Origin of the sequence: Streptomyces sp. SID5464 (assembly GCF_009862985.1) — a bacterium.
Lineage (GTDB): Bacteria > Actinomycetota > Actinomycetes > Streptomycetales > Streptomycetaceae > Streptomyces > Streptomyces chartreusis_D.
In genome coordinates this window covers 208,164-224,619 of the sequence record NZ_WWIQ01000005.1, presented here as the reverse complement: position 1 = coordinate 224,619, position 16,456 = coordinate 208,164, and the positions used below count along the sequence as shown (strand labels likewise).

17 protein-coding genes are annotated in these 16,456 nt (G+C 71.8%); 10 read left to right on the top strand and 7 right to left on the bottom strand.

The features are described 5' to 3' along the window. Nucleotides 1–150: 150 nt before the first annotated feature. Nucleotides 151–582 carry a helix-turn-helix domain-containing protein gene (locus GTY47_RS05915; protein WP_010037654.1) on the bottom strand — a complete coding sequence of 144 codons (432 nt, stop codon included), beginning with the start codon at nucleotides 580–582 and terminating at the stop codon, nucleotides 151–153. Between the two features lie 75 nt (nucleotides 583–657). Here GTY47_RS05915 and GTY47_RS05910 point away from each other — a divergent pair, with 75 nt between their 5' ends. From GTY47_RS05910 to GTY47_RS05900, 3 genes are read left to right on the top strand one after another with little or no spacing between them, the layout of a single operon-like run. After that, the gene (locus tag GTY47_RS05910; protein WP_010037652.1) at nucleotides 658–1,518 is read left to right on the top strand and encodes a class I SAM-dependent methyltransferase; all 861 of its coding nucleotides are present in this window, start codon (nucleotides 658–660) and stop codon (nucleotides 1,516–1,518) included. 51 nt (nucleotides 1,519–1,569) lie between these two features. Next, on the top strand, nucleotides 1,570–2,280 hold the full coding sequence (locus GTY47_RS05905; RefSeq protein ID WP_010037650.1) for a ThuA domain-containing protein: 711 nt from the start codon (nucleotides 1,570–1,572) through the stop codon (nucleotides 2,278–2,280). Beyond that, complete coding sequence (locus tag GTY47_RS05900) at nucleotides 2,250–3,371, top strand: Gfo/Idh/MocA family oxidoreductase (RefSeq protein WP_010037649.1); 1,122 nt, start codon at nucleotides 2,250–2,252, stop codon at nucleotides 3,369–3,371. The genes GTY47_RS05905 and GTY47_RS05900 overlap by 31 nt, the downstream gene beginning before the upstream one ends. A 19-nt stretch (nucleotides 3,372–3,390) precedes the next feature. Here GTY47_RS05900 and GTY47_RS05895 read toward each other — a convergent pair whose 3' ends face one another. Further along, nucleotides 3,391–4,869: a hypothetical protein gene (locus tag GTY47_RS05895; RefSeq protein WP_010037647.1), complete on the bottom strand. Its 1,479-nt coding sequence runs from the start codon at nucleotides 4,867–4,869 to the stop codon at nucleotides 3,391–3,393. 121 nt (nucleotides 4,870–4,990) lie between these two features. On the opposite strand from GTY47_RS05895, the gene GTY47_RS05890 reads away from it, so the two are divergent. From GTY47_RS05890 to GTY47_RS05880, 3 genes are all read left to right on the top strand, one after another. Next, entirely contained in the window at nucleotides 4,991–6,160 is a 1,170-nt protein-coding gene (locus GTY47_RS05890; protein WP_010037645.1) for an MFS transporter, read from the top strand. A gap of 121 nt (nucleotides 6,161–6,281) precedes the next feature. Continuing rightward, a complete protein-coding gene (locus GTY47_RS05885; protein WP_010037644.1) occupies nucleotides 6,282–7,160 on the top strand; it encodes an SDR family oxidoreductase in 879 nt (292 codons plus the stop codon). A 55-nt stretch (nucleotides 7,161–7,215) separates the two neighbouring features. Next, the gene (locus GTY47_RS05880) at nucleotides 7,216–7,944 is read left to right on the top strand and encodes a maleylpyruvate isomerase family mycothiol-dependent enzyme (protein ID WP_010037643.1); all 729 of its coding nucleotides are present in this window, start codon (nucleotides 7,216–7,218) and stop codon (nucleotides 7,942–7,944) included. A gap of 29 nt (nucleotides 7,945–7,973) precedes the next feature. On the opposite strand, the gene GTY47_RS05875 is transcribed toward GTY47_RS05880, so the two are convergent. Then, complete coding sequence (locus GTY47_RS05875; protein ID WP_010037642.1) at nucleotides 7,974–8,369, bottom strand: MarR family transcriptional regulator; 396 nt, start codon at nucleotides 8,367–8,369, stop codon at nucleotides 7,974–7,976. An 86-nt stretch (nucleotides 8,370–8,455) separates the two neighbouring features. Between GTY47_RS05875 and GTY47_RS05870 the strand changes: the two genes are divergently transcribed. After that, nucleotides 8,456–9,955, top strand: coding sequence for an MFS transporter (locus GTY47_RS05870; RefSeq protein ID WP_010037639.1), 1,500 nt, complete (start codon nucleotides 8,456–8,458; stop codon nucleotides 9,953–9,955). Between the two features lie 69 nt (nucleotides 9,956–10,024). Next, nucleotides 10,025–10,309 (top strand): DUF6332 family protein, encoded by a 285-nt coding sequence (locus tag GTY47_RS05865; RefSeq protein ID WP_029181009.1) that lies wholly within the window; start codon nucleotides 10,025–10,027, stop codon nucleotides 10,307–10,309. Here GTY47_RS05865 and GTY47_RS05860 read toward each other — a convergent pair. The 3 genes from GTY47_RS05860 to GTY47_RS05850 all read right to left on the bottom strand — a co-directional run bounded on the left by GTY47_RS05860 (nucleotide 10,270) and on the right by GTY47_RS05850 (nucleotide 13,049). Next, nucleotides 10,270–10,935, bottom strand: a complete 666-nt coding sequence (locus GTY47_RS05860) for a response regulator transcription factor (protein ID WP_010037633.1) — start codon at nucleotides 10,933–10,935, stop codon at nucleotides 10,270–10,272. The two genes, GTY47_RS05865 and GTY47_RS05860, sit on opposite strands and share 40 nt — an antisense overlap. 63 nt (nucleotides 10,936–10,998) lie before the next feature. Then, nucleotides 10,999–12,222: a sensor histidine kinase gene (locus GTY47_RS05855; protein WP_010037631.1), complete on the bottom strand. Its 1,224-nt coding sequence runs from the start codon at nucleotides 12,220–12,222 to the stop codon at nucleotides 10,999–11,001. Nucleotides 12,223–12,323: 101 nt separating this feature from the next. Continuing rightward, entirely contained in the window at nucleotides 12,324–13,049 is a 726-nt protein-coding gene (locus GTY47_RS05850) for a TetR/AcrR family transcriptional regulator (protein ID WP_010037628.1), read from the bottom strand. Between the two features lie 189 nt (nucleotides 13,050–13,238). Between GTY47_RS05850 and GTY47_RS05845 the strand changes: the two genes are divergently transcribed. Beyond that, nucleotides 13,239–13,688 carry a nitroreductase family deazaflavin-dependent oxidoreductase gene (locus GTY47_RS05845; protein WP_010037626.1) on the top strand — a complete coding sequence of 150 codons (450 nt, stop codon included), beginning with the start codon at nucleotides 13,239–13,241 and terminating at the stop codon, nucleotides 13,686–13,688. Here the strand turns inward: GTY47_RS05845 and GTY47_RS05840 are convergent. After that, nucleotides 13,672–14,916 (bottom strand): geranylgeranyl reductase family protein, encoded by a 1,245-nt coding sequence (locus tag GTY47_RS05840; protein ID WP_010037621.1) that lies wholly within the window; start codon nucleotides 14,914–14,916, stop codon nucleotides 13,672–13,674. The two genes, GTY47_RS05845 and GTY47_RS05840, sit on opposite strands and share 17 nt — an antisense overlap. A 134-nt stretch (nucleotides 14,917–15,050) precedes the next feature. Here GTY47_RS05840 and GTY47_RS05835 point away from each other — a divergent pair, with 134 nt between their 5' ends. Next, nucleotides 15,051–16,406: a dipeptidase gene (locus tag GTY47_RS05835; RefSeq protein WP_010037618.1), complete on the top strand. Its 1,356-nt coding sequence runs from the start codon at nucleotides 15,051–15,053 to the stop codon at nucleotides 16,404–16,406. The last annotated feature ends 50 nt before the right edge of the window (nucleotides 16,407–16,456 follow it).

Sequence of the window (16,456 nt, the reverse complement as noted above, 5' to 3'; positions counted from 1 at the left end):
GGAAGGGGGTGTTGCGGCGAGCACTGTCGTAGCCATGGAGAACAGTCTTCGGCACCGCGTCGGCCGGTTATGCCGTACGAACCCTGTTCAAGAGAATTCTCATGAGATTCAGGATGATTCTTGAAATACGCATGGTCTGCGCCAGGGGTTTCACGGTGGTTTCGGAGCCCGTTTCCTCGGCGGCGCGACAGCTCCGGACGCCGCGGCGTCGAGAAGACGGCGGAACGTGGGGCACTCCAGGTGGCTCGGCGCCGGGCACGCGGCGGCATGCCGCAGGGAGTCACGCAGGACACCCAGTTCACGGATCCTCTGGTCGAGTTCGTCCGCCTTGGCCGCCAGCCTCTGCCGGTCGATCCGCGGCCGTCCGTCCGGCGCGAACATGTGCGCGATCTCGTCGAGCGAGAACCCGGCCGTTCGCCCCAGCGCTATCAGCGCCAGCCGCTCCAGTACGCCGGGGTCGTACTGCCGGCGCAGGCCCCGCCGGCCCGTCGAGGAGATCAGCCCCTTCTCCTCGTAATAGCGCAGTGTGGAGGCCGGAACCCCGGCACGGTGCGCCACTTCGGCGATGTCCAGCTCTGTCATTGCCTTGACCTCAAGTCGACTTGAAGTAGAACGCTGTCATCCCGGTACGCCGAAGGCAACCAGAAGGAGAGACTCATGGACGCTGCGCGCAGGGCCGGCGACGAGCAGGCAGCACGCTGGAAGGGGCGCGCCGGTCACGCCTGGGGTGATCTGAAGGGGGTGCTGGACGAGATGTTCCGGCCCTTCGAGGAGCTCCTCGTCGATGCCGTCGCGGCCGAACAGGCGAGGCAGGTACTCGAGGTGGGCTGCGGCACGGGCGGCATCACGCTGGCCGTCGCGCGACGCCTCGGCCCGGCCGGCCGCTGTGTCGGCATCGACATCTCGGAACCGATGATCTCCACCGCCCGGGAGTACGCCGAACAGGAGGCCGTACCGGCGTCCTTCATCTGCGACGACGCGCAGGACCACGCCTTCGATCCCGGCACCTTCGACGCCGTCATCTCGCGGTTCGGCGTCATGTTCTTCCGCGATTCCGTACGGGCCTTCGCCAACCTCCGGCGCGCCGCCCGGGACGAGGCCGCGCTCCGGTTCGTCGTCTGGCGCGATCCGTCCGAGAACCCGTTCATGACGACGGCCCAGCGCGCCGCGGCACCCCTGCTCCCGGAGCTGCCCGTCCCCAGGCCGGACGAGCCGGGACAGTTCGCCTTCGCGGACCCGGACAAGGTCCGGCGCATCCTGACGGAGAGCGGCTGGGCCGCGATCGACATCCGGCCGGTCGACGTGGTCTGCACCCTGCCCGAGAAGGAACTGGTCCGCTACTTCACCCGGCTCGGTGCGCTCGGCATGTACCTGCCCGAGGTGGACGAGAAGACCCGCGCCCGGGTCGTCGAGACGGTCCGTGCCGCCTTCGATCCCTTCGTGCACGGCTCGGAAGTCCGCTTCACCGCGGCCTGTTGGACGGTCGGCGCCCGAGCCTCGACAGCGAAATTTTCGTGACGCCCGGCCCCCTTTCGTGAGCGCGGGCGCCCGCCGCATAGTGAGATCACGATGACGCAGAAGAGAGCACTGGTGGTCCGGGGCGGCTGGGAGGGGCACCAGCCGGTCGAGGCGACGGAACTGTTCCTGCCCTTCCTGCGGAGCAACGGATACGCCGTCCGGGTCGAGGAGTCGACCGACGTCTACGCCGACGCGGCCGAGATGGCCGGCACCGACCTGATCGTGCAGTGCGTGACGATGTCGGAGATCACGCGCGAGCAGCTCGCGGGACTGAGCTCCGCGGTCGTCGCCGGTACCGGGTTCACCGGCTGGCACGGCGGCATCGCCGACTCGTTCCGCGCCTCCTCCGACTATCTCCACCTGGTCGGAGGGCAGTTCGCCACGCACCCGGGCAAGGAGCCGTGCGAACGCCGGGGCGGGCCGGAGGACAACTTCCTGCCGCACACCATCACCCTCACCGAGGCCGGCCGCGAGCACCCCGTCACCGCGGGCATCGAGGACTTCGAGCTGGACACCGAGCAGTACTGGGTGCTCCACGACGACCTCGTCGACGTCCTGGCCACCACCAAGCACCCCACCCGGCCGTGGGAGCCCTGGCACCGGCCGGTCACCTCACCGGCGGTCTGGACCCGCCGGTGGGGCGCCGGGCGGATCGTGGTGACGACACCGGGGCACAGCGTCGACGTGCTGGAGAACCCCAACGTCCGCACCATCATCGAGAGGGGCATGCTGTGGGCGACGCGCACCGCATCGGCGTCGTAGGGCTCGGCGTCATCTCCCGCGCGTACCTGGACACGCTCGTCGGCCGTTCCGCCGTGCGGGTGACCGCGGTCGCCGACCTCGACGCCGCCCGGTCGGCAGCGGTCGCCGCCGAACTGCCCGGCGTCCGGGCGCTGGCCGTGGAGGAGCTGCTGAGCAGCCCGGACGTGGACACGGTGCTGAACCTCACCACCCCCGGGGCGCACGCCGCGATCGCCCTCGGGGCCATCGGCCACGGCAAGAACGTCTACGGGGAGAAGCCGCTCGCCGCCACGCTCGCCGACGCCCACGCCGTCATGGCGGCCGCCGCTCGGGCGGGTGTCGGCGTGGGGTGCGCGCCGGACACCGTGCTGGGCACCGGGGTCCAGACGGCGCGGGCGGCCGTGGCGGCGGGGCGCATCGGACGCCCCCTGTTCGCCTCGGCCGTGATGGTCACACCGGGCCACGAACGCTGGCACCCGCACCCCGACTTCTACTACGCCGAGGGCGGCGGCCCCCTGCTGGACATGGGGCCGTACTACCTCGCGTCCCTGATCCATCTGCTGGGTCCGGTGCGGGCCGTGACGGGGGCGTCCAGCCGGCTGCGCGCCGAGCGGGTCATCGGTTCCGGTCCGCGCACGGGCGAGCGGATACCGGTGGAGGTGGACAGCCATGTCTCCGGTGTGCTGGAGCACGTGGGCGGGACGCTGACGACGATCACGACGAGCTTCGACGGGGTGGCCACCACGGCGTCCCCGATCGAGGTGCACGGCGAGGCGGGGACCCTCGCCGTCCCGGATCCGAACCGCTTCGACGGCGACGTACGGCTCTTCGGACTCGGCGACACCCGGTGGCGCACGCTTCCGCCGTCCGCGGGCTACGTCGACGGGACACGCGGAGTCGGGCTGCTCGACTTCATCGCCGCCGACGGGCAGCGGGCACCGCGCGCGAACGGCGAACTCGCCCTGCACGTGCTGGAGACGATGACCGCGTTGCTGCGTTCGTCGGCCGAGGGGCGGCGGATCGAGCTGACGACCTCGGCGCGGCCGCCCGCTGCCGTCCCGCTGACGGCCGCCGAGGAATGGGGAGGCCAGGCCGCCCCCAGCCCCGCGTGACCCGGCGATGTCACGGCGGTCAGTCCACGGGCCAGGTGTGCGCGGGTGCGTTCATGTGCATGTAGTCCATGTACGTCCTGGTCATCTGCCGCAGCGCCGCACGCCGGTCGGAGACGCCGGCCTTCTCCAGATGATGGACCGTCTCCGCCTGCCACAGGGCGCCGTTGCGGGCGGTGACACAGCGCTGCTCCACGATGCCCAGCAGGGGTTCGCGCCAGGCCGCGTCCATGCCGGCCAGCTCCAGACCCCGGTGGGCCAGCGGCAGCAGACGCCGCAACACCAGTTCCGTGACCGGCACTTCACCCACGCCGGGCCAGTACAGGCGGGCGTCGATGCCGTCGCGGGCCGCGGTGTGCATGTTCTCCTCGGCGACCGCGAAGGACATGCGCGTCCACACCGGCCGGTCCTCGTCGACGAGGGCCCGGGTGAGGCCGTAGTAGAAGGCGCCGTTGGCGATGATGTCGGCCACGGTGGGACCGGCGGGCAGCACCCGGTTCTCGATGCGCAGATGCGGCCCGCTCTCGGTGACGGCGTAGACGGGGCGGTTCCAGCGGTAGATCGTGCCGTTGTGCAGGGTCAGTTCGCCCAGTTGCGGAGCGCCGCCGCGATCGAGCACCTGCTGCGGGTCCTCGTCCTCGCACAGCGGCAGCAGGGCCGGGAAGTAGCGCACGTTCTCCTCGAAGAGATCGAAGACGCTGGTGATCCAGCGCTCCCCGAACCACACCCGTGGCCGTACGCCCTGGGCCTTGATCTCCTCGGGGCGGGTGTCGGTGGCCTGCTCGAACAGGGGGATGCGGGTCTCGCGCCACAGCTCCTTGCCGAACAGGAAGGGCGAGTTCGCCGCGAGGGCGATCTGCACGCCCGCGATGGCCTGGGCCGCGTTCCAGTAGTCCGCGAACTGCTTGGGGGCGACCTGGAGATGGAACTGGGTACTGGTGCAGGCGGCCTCGGGAGTGATGGTGTCGGCGTACGTCGACAGGCGCTCCACGCCGTCGACCCTGATCCGCAGGTCCTCGCCCCGCGCCGCGAAGATCTGCTCGTTGAGCAGCCGGTACCGCGGGTCACCGGAGAGGGCGGCCTCGCTGACGTCCGCCTCGTCCAGGGTGGGCAGGATGCCGACCATGATCAGGTGCGCGCCGACGGCCGCGGCGCGGTCCTCGGCGTGGTTCAGGGCGTCCCGGATCGTCTGCTCCCAGGCGCCGGGGCCGCCGGTCGTCAGCTCCCTCGGCGGGATGTCGATCTCCAGGTTGAAGCGGCCCAGCTCGCTCGACCAGGCGGGGTCGGCGATCGCCTGGAGCACGTCGGTGTTGCGCATCGCGGGCAGCCCGTGGTCGTCCACCAGGTTGAGCTCGATCTCCAGCCCGACCCGGGGCCGCTCGCTCTCGAAGCTGGACTCGCGCAGCATCCGCGCCAGCACTTCGAGGTCGGTGTGCATCTTGGCCCGGTACCGACGGCGGTCCTCCCGCGTGAACACCAGGGCCGGCACGTCACGTCCCATGTACGCTCCCGAGTTCCCTCGGCGAATGACTCTCGTCCCAGCGTCGCACCTTGTCGTGGCGCCCGCACCCACCTAGCCTGAGTTTGTGCCGCAAATAAACAAATCCCGAACGCACAGTGCCGTGCCGGGCAACGGCAACTCCCTCACCGGACTCCGCACAGCGATCACCGTCTTCTTCGCCCTCGACGGCTTCGTCTTCGCCGGCTGGGTGGTCCGCATCCCCGCCATCAAGGAACAGACCGACGCCTCCGCCAGCGCCCTGGGCCTCGCTCTCCTGGGCGTCTCCGCCGGAGCCGTCGTCACCATGATCCTCACCGGCCGCCTGTGCCGCCGCTACGGCAACCACCGGGTCACGGTCGTCTGCGCCGTCCTGCTCTCCCTCAGCGTCGCCCTGCCCCCGCTGACCCACTCGGCCCTCGCGCTCGGCCTCGTCCTGCTGGTCTTCGGCGCCGCGTACGGCGGGATCAACGTCGCCTTCAACAGCGCCGCCGTGGACCTCGTGGCCGCGATGCGGCGGCCGATCATGCCGAGCTTCCACGCCGCGTTCAGCCTGGGCGGCATGCTCGGGGCGGGGCTGGGCGCCCTGGTCGCGGGTTCCCTCTCCCCCACCCGGCACCTGCTGCTGCTCACCGTCGTCGGACTGCTCGTGACCGCCGTGGCGGCCCCCACACTGCTCCGGCACGAGCCACCGGTGCCGACGGAACGGGAACGGCCGGCAAAGGACGCCCCGCGCCGCCTGGACGGCCGCACCCGGGGACTGGTGCTCGTCTTCGGTCTCATCGCCGGCTGCACCGCGTACGGCGAGGGGGCACTCGCCGACTGGGGCGCCCTGCACCTCGAAGAGGACCTGGACGCCTCGCCGGGTGCCGCGGCCCTCGGCTACTCCTGCTTCGCGCTCGCCATGACGGTGGGCCGTCTGACCGGCACCACGCTCCTGGAGCGTCTGGGGCAGACCCGGACCGTCGTGGCGGGTGGCGCAACAGCGGCGGCCGGGATGCTGCTCGGCTCGCTCGCCCCCGCCCTGTGGGCGGCCCTGCTGGGATACGCGGTCACGGGCATCGGCCTCGCGAACCTCTTCCCCGTGGCCGTGGAACGCGCGGGCGCGCTCGCCGGCCCCAGCGGAGTCGCCACGGCCTCCACACTGGGTTACGGCGGCATGCTGATGGGGCCGCCCGCCATCGGGTTCATGGCGGACTGGTTCTCCCTCCCGGCCGCGCTCACCAGCGTGGCGATCCTCGCCGCCGTGGCAGCGGCCATCGGTTTCGCGACGCGTCGCGCCGCAGCACGCTGATCCGGCTCGACGGCATCGCCACCTTTCCACAGCCAGGTGATCCGTACCCCGGCATCGGGGTACCCGGGGCCTCGCCCGTTGTGATCACCGGGCCGTACGCCATGGACAAGGAGGCAGACCCGTGACCGATCAACAGCACCCCGGCGAGCAGCACCCCACCCCGGAGTTTCCCTCCCAGGACCAGCCGCACCCGGGCTGGACCGGGCCCATGGACCCGCCCCCGGACCACGGTGAGGAGTCCTACCGGGGCAGCGGCCGGCTGGCCGACCGCAAGGCCCTGATCACCGGCGGGGACTCCGGGATCGGCCGCGCGGTCGCCCTGGCGTTCGCCCGGGAGGGAGCCGACGTGCTCTTCACCCACCTGGACGACGAGAAGGACGACGCCGCCGAGACCGCCCGCCTGGTCGAGGAGGCCGGGCGGCGTGCCGTGCCCGTCTCCTGCGACGTACGGGAGGAGGAGAACTGCCGGGCGCTGATCGACCGTGCCGTCGCGGAGTTCGGCAGGATCGACGTCCTGGTGAACAACGCGGCGTACCAGATGTCGCAGCCCGAGGGCATCGAGGCGATCTCCACCGAGCAGTTCGACCGGGTGCTGCGCACCAACCTGTACGGCATGTTCTGGCTGTGCAAGCTGGCCCTGCCGCACATCCCGGAGGGCGGCAGCATCATCAACTCCACGTCCGTGCAGGCCTACAAGCCCAGTCCGCATCTGCTGGACTACGCGACGACCAAGGGCGCGATCGTCACCTTCACGCAGGGGCTGGCGCAGATGCTGATCGACAAGGGCATCCGCGTCAACGCCGTGGCGCCCGGCCCGGTGTGGACGCCGCTCATCCCGGCGACGATGCCGGACACCCAGAAGTTCGGCAAGCAGGCACCCATCGGGCGGCCCGCACAGCCCGCCGAGATGGCACCGGCGTACGTCTTCCTCGCCTCCCAGGAGGCGTCGTACATCACCGCCGAGATCGTCAACGCCACGGGCGGCACACCGCTGCCGTAGCGCCCCGGCGAAAATTCCGGGGCCTGGAGTGCGCTCCATACGGCAGACTCGCGCCATGGAGACCGCCGAGTTCCTTCGAGCGCTGGAGACAGAGGGCCGGTTGCTGGCCGCGGCCGCCGAGGAGGCCGGGACCGACGCGAAGGTGCCGACGTGCCCGGAGTGGCACGTGCGCGATCTGCTGCGGCACACGGGTGCGGTGCACCGCTGGGCCGCGTCGTACGTCACCGAGCGGTACACCGAGCGCCGTCCACTGGGTGACGCCCCGGACCTAGACGGCGCGGAGCTCGTGGCCTGGTACCGCGACAGCCACCGCCGCCTCGTCGGCACGCTGGCCGCCGCCGCACCGGATGTGGAGTGCTGGTCCTTCCTGCCCGCGCCGTCCGCGCTGGCCTTCTGGACCCGGCGGCAGGCACACGAGACGGCGGTGCACCGGGTCGACGCGGAGTCCGCACGCGGGACCGGCGTCACCGCCGTCACCCCGGACTTCGCGACCGACGGCATCGACGAACTGCTGCGCGGCTTCCACGCCCGCGCCAGGAGCCGGGTCCGCACCCCCGAGCCGCGCGTCCTGCACGTGCGCACCGACGACACCGGCGCGGTGTGGACCGTACGGCTGTCACCCGAGCCGCCGGTGACCACGCCGGGCGCGTCCGGGGACGCCGAGTGCGAACTGTCCGGCCCGGCCGAGCAGTTGTACCTGGCACTGTGGAACCGGGCTCCTCTGCCGTCGGTCACGGGCGACCAGGCGCTCGCCGAGCTGTGGCGGGAGACCTCAGGGATCTGACCGGGCCGGGGCCTGTCGCTCGGGAGGCCCTAGCCGTCCGCCAGCATCCGCGCCAGCACCGCACGCTGCACGGGCAGCAGCTCACCGTGCAGCGAGCGCCCCTTCGCCGTGAGAGCGACGCGGACGCCCCGCCGGTCCTCGGGACACATGCAGCGCTCGACGAGCCCTTCCTTCTCCAGCCGGGCGATCAGCCGCGAGAGCGCGCTCTGACTGAGATGGACCCGCTCGGAGATCTCCTGGACGCGGTAGGAGGGAGTGCCCTTCGCCGCCCGGCATCCGGCGAGGACGTCGAGCACCTCGAAGTCGCTGGCGCACAGGCCGTGTTCGTGCAGAACCCGGTCGAGTTCACACTGTGTGCGCGCATGCAGCGCCAGAATGTCGCGCCACTGTTCCACGAGCGCCTGCTCGGCCTGCTTCGCCGCCATGCGCCGCACCGTAACAGAGAACCGGGATTGTTGCACCTGAATTAAATGCGCTTGCATCTCATGCATACGCATGTAATCTCTCGGGCATGACCTCTCCGCTCACCTCTCCCACGTCCGAAGGACGGTGGACTCCCCGGCTGTGGGGCACCCTGCTGGTGCTCTGCGCCGCGATGTTCCTGGACGCCCTGGACGTGTCCATGGTCGGCGTGGCGCTGCCCTCCATCGGTGCCGACCTCGGCCTGTCGACCTCGGCCCTGCAATGGATCGTCAGCGGCTACATCCTGGGCTACGGGGGCCTGCTGCTCCTCGGCGGACGCGCCGCCGACCTGCTGGGCCGGCGCCAGGTCTTCCTGGTGGCGCTGGGCGTCTTCGCACTGGCCTCGCTGCTCGGCGGTCTCGTCGACTCCGGACCGCTGCTCATCGCCAGCCGCTTCGTCAAGGGCCTGAGCGCGGCCTTCACGGCCCCCGCCGGCCTGTCGATCATCACCACGACGTTCCCCGAAGGCCCGTTGCGCAACCGCGCCCTGGCTATCTACACCACCTGCGGCGCCACGGGCTACTCGATGGGCCTGGTCTTCTCCGGCCTGCTCACGGAGGCCAGCTGGCGGCTCACGATGCTCCTGCCCGCTCCCATCGCGCTGATCGCCCTGCTCGTGGGCCTGAAGCTGCTGCCGCGCACCGAGCGCGAGCGCGGCAAGGGCGGCTACGACATCCCCGGCGCCGTCCTCGGCACCGCCTCGATGCTGCTGCTCGTCTTCACCGTCGTCGAGGCTCCCGAGGTGGGCTGGGGATCGGCCCGGACCATCCTGTCCTTCGCCGCCGTCGCCGTCCTGCTGGCCGCCTTCGTCGCCGTCGAGCGGCGCAGCCCGAGCCCGCTGATCCGGCTCGGCGTGCTGCGTTCTGGGCCGCAAGTGCGGGCCCAGCTGGGCGCGTTGACGTTCGTCGGCAGCTACATCGGCTTCCAGTTCCTGGTGACCCTTTACATGCAGCAGCTGCTCGGCTGGTCGGCGCTGCACACGGCCCTGGCCTTCCTGCCGGCGGGCGCGCTGGTGGCCCTGTCCGCGACGAAGGTGGGCGCCGTCATCGACCGGTTCGGCACGGCCCGGCTGATGGTGCTGGGCTTCGCCCTGATGGTGACCGGCTACGTGCTGTTCCTGCGCATCGACCTCGACCCGGTCTACGCGGCGGTGATCCTGCCCACGATGCTGCTGGTCGGCTCCGGCTTCGCGCTGACCTTCCCGTCCCTCAACGTCCAGGCCACCAACGGCGTCGACGAGCACGAGCAGGGCATGGTCTCCGGCCTGCTCAACACCTCGGTCCAGGTGGGCGGCGCGATCTTCCTCGCCGTGGTGACGGCGGTGGTGACCGCGAACTCCCCCGAGGGCGGCGATCCCTCCCCGCAGGCGGTCCTCGACAGCTACCGGCCCGGACTGCTGGTCGTGACGCTCATCGCCCTCGCCGGCCTGCTGATCACCCTCACGGGCCTGAAGACCCGGCGGGAACAGCCGTCCGTCGTGGTCGCCAAGTCCACCCCGCAGGACAAGGCCACCCCGAAGGAGGCGGAGCGCGTCGCCGTGCGCGACTAGGGGGAACGCCTCCGAGTGTGCCCGGCGGGACACCTTGCCCGCCGGGCACACTGCTGTTTGACTCGCCGTATGACCAGTCACGGGGGACGGCGCACTCAGGCCGAACGCGATGCGATGACCGTCGAGATCGGGTACGCGCTGTGCAGTGCGGCCTTCGCGGCGGCGGTCGTCTTCGGGGCCGTGGCCGGTCCCGCGCTGCTCTTCGACCTCCCGGACACGCCGGAGAGTCTGCTGCTGCACACCGGACTGGTGCTCACTCCCGTCCTGTTCGTCGCCCGGGTCGTCAGTGTGCTGGTCCGGTTCCGCTCGGCGGATCAGCCCAGCCAGCCCGGCCGTACCAGCCCGGACTCGTAGGCGAGCACGACCAGTTGGGCCCGGTCGCGGGCGCCAAGCTTCACCATCGTGCGGCTGACGTGGGTCTTCGCGGTGAGCGGGCTGACGACCAGGCGGCGGGCGATCTCCTCGTTGGACAGGCCGATGCCGACCAGGGCCATCACCTCCCGTTCCCGCTCGGTGAGCCCGGCCAGCGCGTCGGCCGCCGCGGGCTCCTTGGAGCGGGCCGCGAACTCGCCGATCAGGCGGCGCGTCACCCCCGGCGAGAGCAGCGCGTCGCCCGCGACCACCGCCCGTACGGCGCGCAGGAGCTCGTCCGGCTCGGTGTCCTTGACCAGGAAGCCGGAGGCACCCGAGCGGATCGCCTCGAAGACGTACTCGTCGAGTTCGAAGGTGGTGAGCATGACCACCTTGACGTCCTTCAGGTCCGGGTCCTCGGTGACCCGGCGGGTCGCGGCCAGGCCGTCGAGCGCGGGCATGCGGATGTCCATCAGGACGACGTCGGGCCGCAGTTCGCGGATCCCGCGCACGGCCTCCTCCCCGTCGGCGGCCTCCGCGGCCACCTCGATGTCGGGCTGCGCGTCCAGCAGCGCCCGGAACCCGGCCCGGACCAGTGACTGGTCGTCGGCGAGCAGTACGCGGATCACCGGTCCTCCTCAGATGGTTCTGTGGTTCGTCTCCGGCAGGCGGTTCTGCGGCCCGTCTCCTGCTCACTTGCCGGCGGAAGCCGTCAGCGGCAGTACGGCGAGCACCCGGAAACCGCCGTCCGGGCGCGGTCCCGCCTCGATGGTGCCACCCAGCGCGGCGGCCCGCTCGCGCATACCGGCCAGCCCGTTGCCGCTGCCGCCCGCTTCCGCGCCGGTCGCGGGCCCGTCGTCGTCGACGCGCAGCCGCAGCACGTCCGCGTCGTGCGCGAGGTGCACGCGTGCGTGCCGCGAGCCCGAGTGCCGCACGACGTTGGTCAGGGCCTCCTGGACGATCCGGAAGGCGGCGAGGTCCGTGCCGGGCGCGAGCCGGGGCAGCTCCCCCTCGACGTCCACCGTGAGACCCGCGCTCGCCGCCTGCTCCACCAGCTCGGGCAGCCGGTCCAGCCCGGGCGCGGGGGCGCGCGGCGCGTCACCCGGCGCGCGCAGTGTGTCGAGCACCTGGCGCACCTCGCCGAGCGCCTCCTTGCTCTGGGCCTTGATCGTGGTGAGCGCCGTACGGGCCTGTTCGGGATCGGAGTCGAGGAGCGCGAGGCCGACCCCCGCCTGCACATTGATCACGGAGATGCTGTGGGCGAGCACGTCGTGCAGCTCCTGCGCGATCCGCAACCGCTCCTCGTCGGCCCGCCGCCGCGCGGCCTCGGCACGCTCGGTCCGCTCGCGGATCCACTGCTCGCGCCGGACCCGGAACAGCTCCGACACCGCCGCGATCGCCACCACCCAGGTGGCGACCACCAACTCCTCGCCCCAGGAGACGGCGGAGTCCCCCGACGGCGGCAACCACTGGTAGAGCCAGTGCGCCACCAGGACGTGCCCGGCCCAGAGCGTGCCCATCGCCGCCCACGCCGCCCGGCGATGCCCGGCGACGATCGCGCTGAAGCACGCCAGCGCGACGGTGAAGAGCACCGGCCCGTACGGATACCCGGCCCCCAGGTAGAGCATGACGGCACCCGCTGTACCGAAGACCACGGCCACCGGATACCGCCTGCGCCACAGCAGCAGCGCCCCGGCCACCACCAGCAGCACCCGCGCGAAGGGGTCCAGGGCCGCCCGCTCGCCCTCCTGGCCATGAGCGGCGAAGTTCGAGCCGACCAGGACGAAGACCGTGACGGCGACGGTGGACCGCCAGGGCCACCGGGGCGCACGCTCCCCCTCCCCCCACCGGTCCCACCAGGGAGGCCCGTGCCTCCACCACTGAGGCGGACCGCCCCGCACCCGCTGCTCGTCCATACCGGCCACGCTAGACGCCGCCGGCCCACGGCGGCGTCACCCGGGCGTGGTGATCACGCGTACTCCCGAGGAAGTACGACGTCCGGGAAGTAGGGCGTCCGTCAGGACACCGGGTTCTCGGCGGCAGGCCCGTTCTGCGGATACACCAGCCCCACCCCATGGGCGAGTTGCCCCACCGCGTGCCGGAAGAACGCCTCCCGGTTCTCCACCACCCGGTTGAACTGCCCGAACAGTTCGAACCCGACCAGCCCGTACAGCTGGGCCCAGGCCGCGACGAGCACCGTCACCACTTCGGGCGGGAGGTCCGGCGCGAGGTCGGCGGCCATCCGCTCGGCCTCCGGGCGCAGGTCCGCCGGGAGCGAGGGCCGGGCCAGGCCGAGGCCGCGGTACGCGTCGCGCACGATGCCGATGAGCAGGAGACCGACGCGGGCGGCGGCCGGGACGGTGGTGTCGGGGGCGGTGTAGCCCGGGACGGGTGATCCGTAGATGAGGGCGTACTCGTGCGGATGGCCGAGCGCCCAGCGCCGCACCGCCTCGCACACGCTGATCCAGCGTTGCAGGGGGCCGGAGCCTGCGGCCGCGTCGTGGGCGGCCTCGGCGGCCTCGCCGAGGGAGTCGTAGGCGTCGATGATGAGGGCGGTCAGCAGGTCGTCACGACTGGGGAAGTAGCGGTACAGCGCGGAGGAGACCATGCCGAGCTCGCGGGCGACGGCCCGCAGCGAGAGCCTGGTGGCGCCCTCGGCCGCGAGCTGTCTGCGGGCCTCGTCCTTGATGGCCGCGGTGACTTCGATCCTGGCCCGGGCACGGGCGCCGTGTGCGGTGCTCATGCGGGGCAGTGTGCCATGAAAGCAGAGCAGTGCACACAAACGTGAGCGGTGCCCATGAACGAGATCGGTGAACATAAATGAGAGCAGTGCTCTTGCTTTGGGGTGTCGGCCTGGGGCAGACTGGCACCACCGAGCGAGAGCAGTGCTCACAAAAGAGAGCACCGCTCCACACCCAACAGGGGGGACCCCATGTCCACGCACGTCCGCAAGCCCGGCTGGTTCACCGTCAACGTCTTCAACCGGCTCGTCAGCTGGCTGACCCGCCGCGGCATCAGCGTCTGGGGCTCCCGCGTCCTCGCCGTCCGCGGCCGCAAGAGCGGCCAGTGGCGCACCACGCCGGTCAACCTGCTGACCCTGGACGGCCGGCAGTACCTGGTCGCACCCCGCGGCCACGTCCAGTGGACGCACAACATGCGCGCGGCGGGCGGCGGCGAACTGCACCTCGGCAAGCGCGTGGACGCCTTCACCGCCGCCGAGGTGGCCGACGACGACAAGACCCCGATCCTGCGCGCCTACCTCAAGCGCTGGAAGGCGGAGGTCGGGGTCTTCTTCAACGGCGTCGGTCCCGACTCCCCGGACGACCAGCTGCGCCGGATCGCCCCCGACCACCCGGTCTTCGAGATCACTGTGACGGGCTGACCTCGTCGCCCGTCGCGGCGGGACGGCGGTCCAGCGCGGTCAGGGCCCTCTGGGCCACCGGATACGTGCGGACGATCTCGCCCAGCGACGTCGATCCCTGCGTGATCTCCTTGAACGCCCTCCAGGCCGGGCGGAAGCTCGTCACCGCGGCGTGGAACAGGCCGGGGCGGCGCTCGAACACGGCCAGCAGCCGCTTGCCGACGCTCATCTCCACACCGAGCCCGGCCTTGACCGCGAACGCGTAGTTGAGGGCCTGCCGGCGCGTGTCCACGGCGTCGTGCGCCTCGGCGATCCGTACCGCCCACTCCCCCGCGAGCCGCCCGGACCGCAGCGCGAAGGAGATGCCCTCCCGGGTCCACGGCTCCAGCAGCCCCGCCGCGTCCCCGCACACCAGCACCCGCCCGCGCGAGAGCGGCGAGTCGTCGGCCCGGCAGCGGGTCAAGTGCCCGGAGGAGATGCTCGGTTCGAAGCCGGCGAGGCCCAGCCGCCCGACGAACTCCTCCAAGTACCGCTTGGTCGCGGCGCCTTCGCCCCGCGCGGAGATCACCCCGACCGTCAGGGTGTCGCCCTTGGGGAAGACCCAGCCGTAACTGCCGGGCATGGGACCCCAGTCGATGAGCACCCGCCCCTGCCAGTCCTCGGCCACGGTCTCCGGCACCGGGATCTCCACCTCCAGGCCGAGATCCACCTGGTCGACCTTGACCCCGACATGCGCCCCTATGCGGCTGGCGCTGCCGTCCGCGCCGACCACGGCCCGCGCGAGCAGGACCTCGCCACCCTGGAGGATCACGGCGACCGTGCGCCGGTCGGGCACCGCCGAGCCGTGCTGCTCGACCCGCTGGACCGTGACACCCGTACGCAGCTCGGCGCCCGCCTTCTGCGCGTGCTCGACGAGCTGCTGGTCGAACTCGGGCCGGTTGATCAGCCCGAACAGCATCTGCTTGGACCGGCGGGTGCGCGTGAAGCGGCCGTTGTGCGAGAACGTCACCGCGTGCACACGGTCCCTGAGCGGCAGCTCGAAGCCGGGCGGGAGGGCGTCGCGCGAGGGGCCGATGATGCCGCCGCCGCACGTCTTGTACCGCGGCAGCTCCGCCTTCTCCAGCAACAGCACGCGTCTGCCGGCGACCGCCGCCGCGTACGCGGCCGAAGCGCCCGCGGGTCCCGCGCCCACCACGACGACGTCCCACACCTGTCGCACGTCGTCCGCCGAAGAGTTCTCGCTGCTCACGATGGTCTACTGCTCCCGATCAAGCCGCCTGCCCCTGCTGTCTCCCGCATCCTACGGCGGACCTCGCCGAAGGCCGCTGTGGGAGGATCTACGGCACTCACTGCTACAACGTCGCACCTACAAGGAGCGTGCCCATGTCGTCGAATCCGGTCGCCGAGACCGTCGCCTCGCTGATGCCCAGGGCGAAGGAAGAGCTCACCGAACTGGTGGCCTTCCGGTCGGTGGCGGACTTCGACCAGTTCCCGAGGAGCGAGAGCGAGGGCGCCGCCCGCTGGGTCGCGGACGCGCTCGCCGCCGAGGGCTTCCAGGACGTGGCCCTGCTCGACACCCCCGACGGCACGCAGTCCGTCTACGGCTACCTGCCCGGCCCGGAGGGCGCGAAGACCGTCCTGCTCTACGCCCACTACGACGTGCAGCCGCCGCTGGACGAGGCCGGCTGGACGACCCCGCCGTTCGAACTGACCGAGCGGGACGGGCGCTGGTACGGGCGCGGGGCCGCCGACTGCAAGGGCGGCGTCGTCATGCACCTGCTGGCGCTGCGCGCGCTCAAGGCGAACGGCGGCGTCCCGGTCCATGTGAAGGTGATCGCCGAGGGCTCTGAGGAGCAGGGCACGGGCGGCCTGGAGCGGTACGCGGAGGCGCACCCCGACCTGCTGGAGGCCGACACGATCGTCATCGGCGACGCGGGCAACTTCCGTGTGGGGCTGCCGACCGTCACGTCCACCCTGCGCGGTATGACGCTCGTCCGCGTGCGGATCGACACGCTCGCCGGCAATCTGCACTCGGGCCAGTTCGGCGGTGCCGCGCCCGACGCGCTGGCCGCCCTGATCCGGGTGCTGGACTCGCTGCGCGCCGAGGACGGCTCGACGACCGTCGACGGACTGACCGGGGACTCGGCGTGGGAGGGGCTCCAGTACGACGAGGAGCGGTTCCGGCAGGACGCCAAGGTGCTGGACGGCGTCGGGCTGATCGGCTCCGGGACGGTCGCCGACCGCATCTGGGCGCGCCCGGCCGTGACGGTCCTCGGCATCGACTGCCCGCCCGTCGTCGGCGCCACCCCGTCCGTGCAGGCGAGTGCCAGGGCGCTGATCAGCCTGCGGGTGCCGCCGGGCGTGGACGCGGCCGAGGCGACCAAGCTGCTCCAGGCGCACCTGGAGGCGCACACGCCGTGGGGTGCGCGGGTGAGCACCGAGCAGATCGGCCAGGGCCAGGCCTTCCGCGCCGACACCACCAGCCCGGCGTACCAGGCCATGGCGGACGCGATGGCGGTGGCGTACCCGGGGCAGCAGATGCAGTACGCCGGTCAGGGCGGCTCCATCCCGCTGTGCAACACGCTCGCCGCCCTCTATCCGCACGCGGAGATCCTGCTCATCGGGCTGAGCGAGCCAAAGGCCCAGATCCACGCGGTGAACGAGAGCGTCTCCCCCGAGGAGCTGGAGCGGCTGTCGGTGGCGGAGGCGCTGTTCCTGCGCAACTACGCGGCGGGCTGACCGCTCTGCCCTCGGCAGAGGCCCTCGTCCGGGGACGGGGGCCCTTTCTA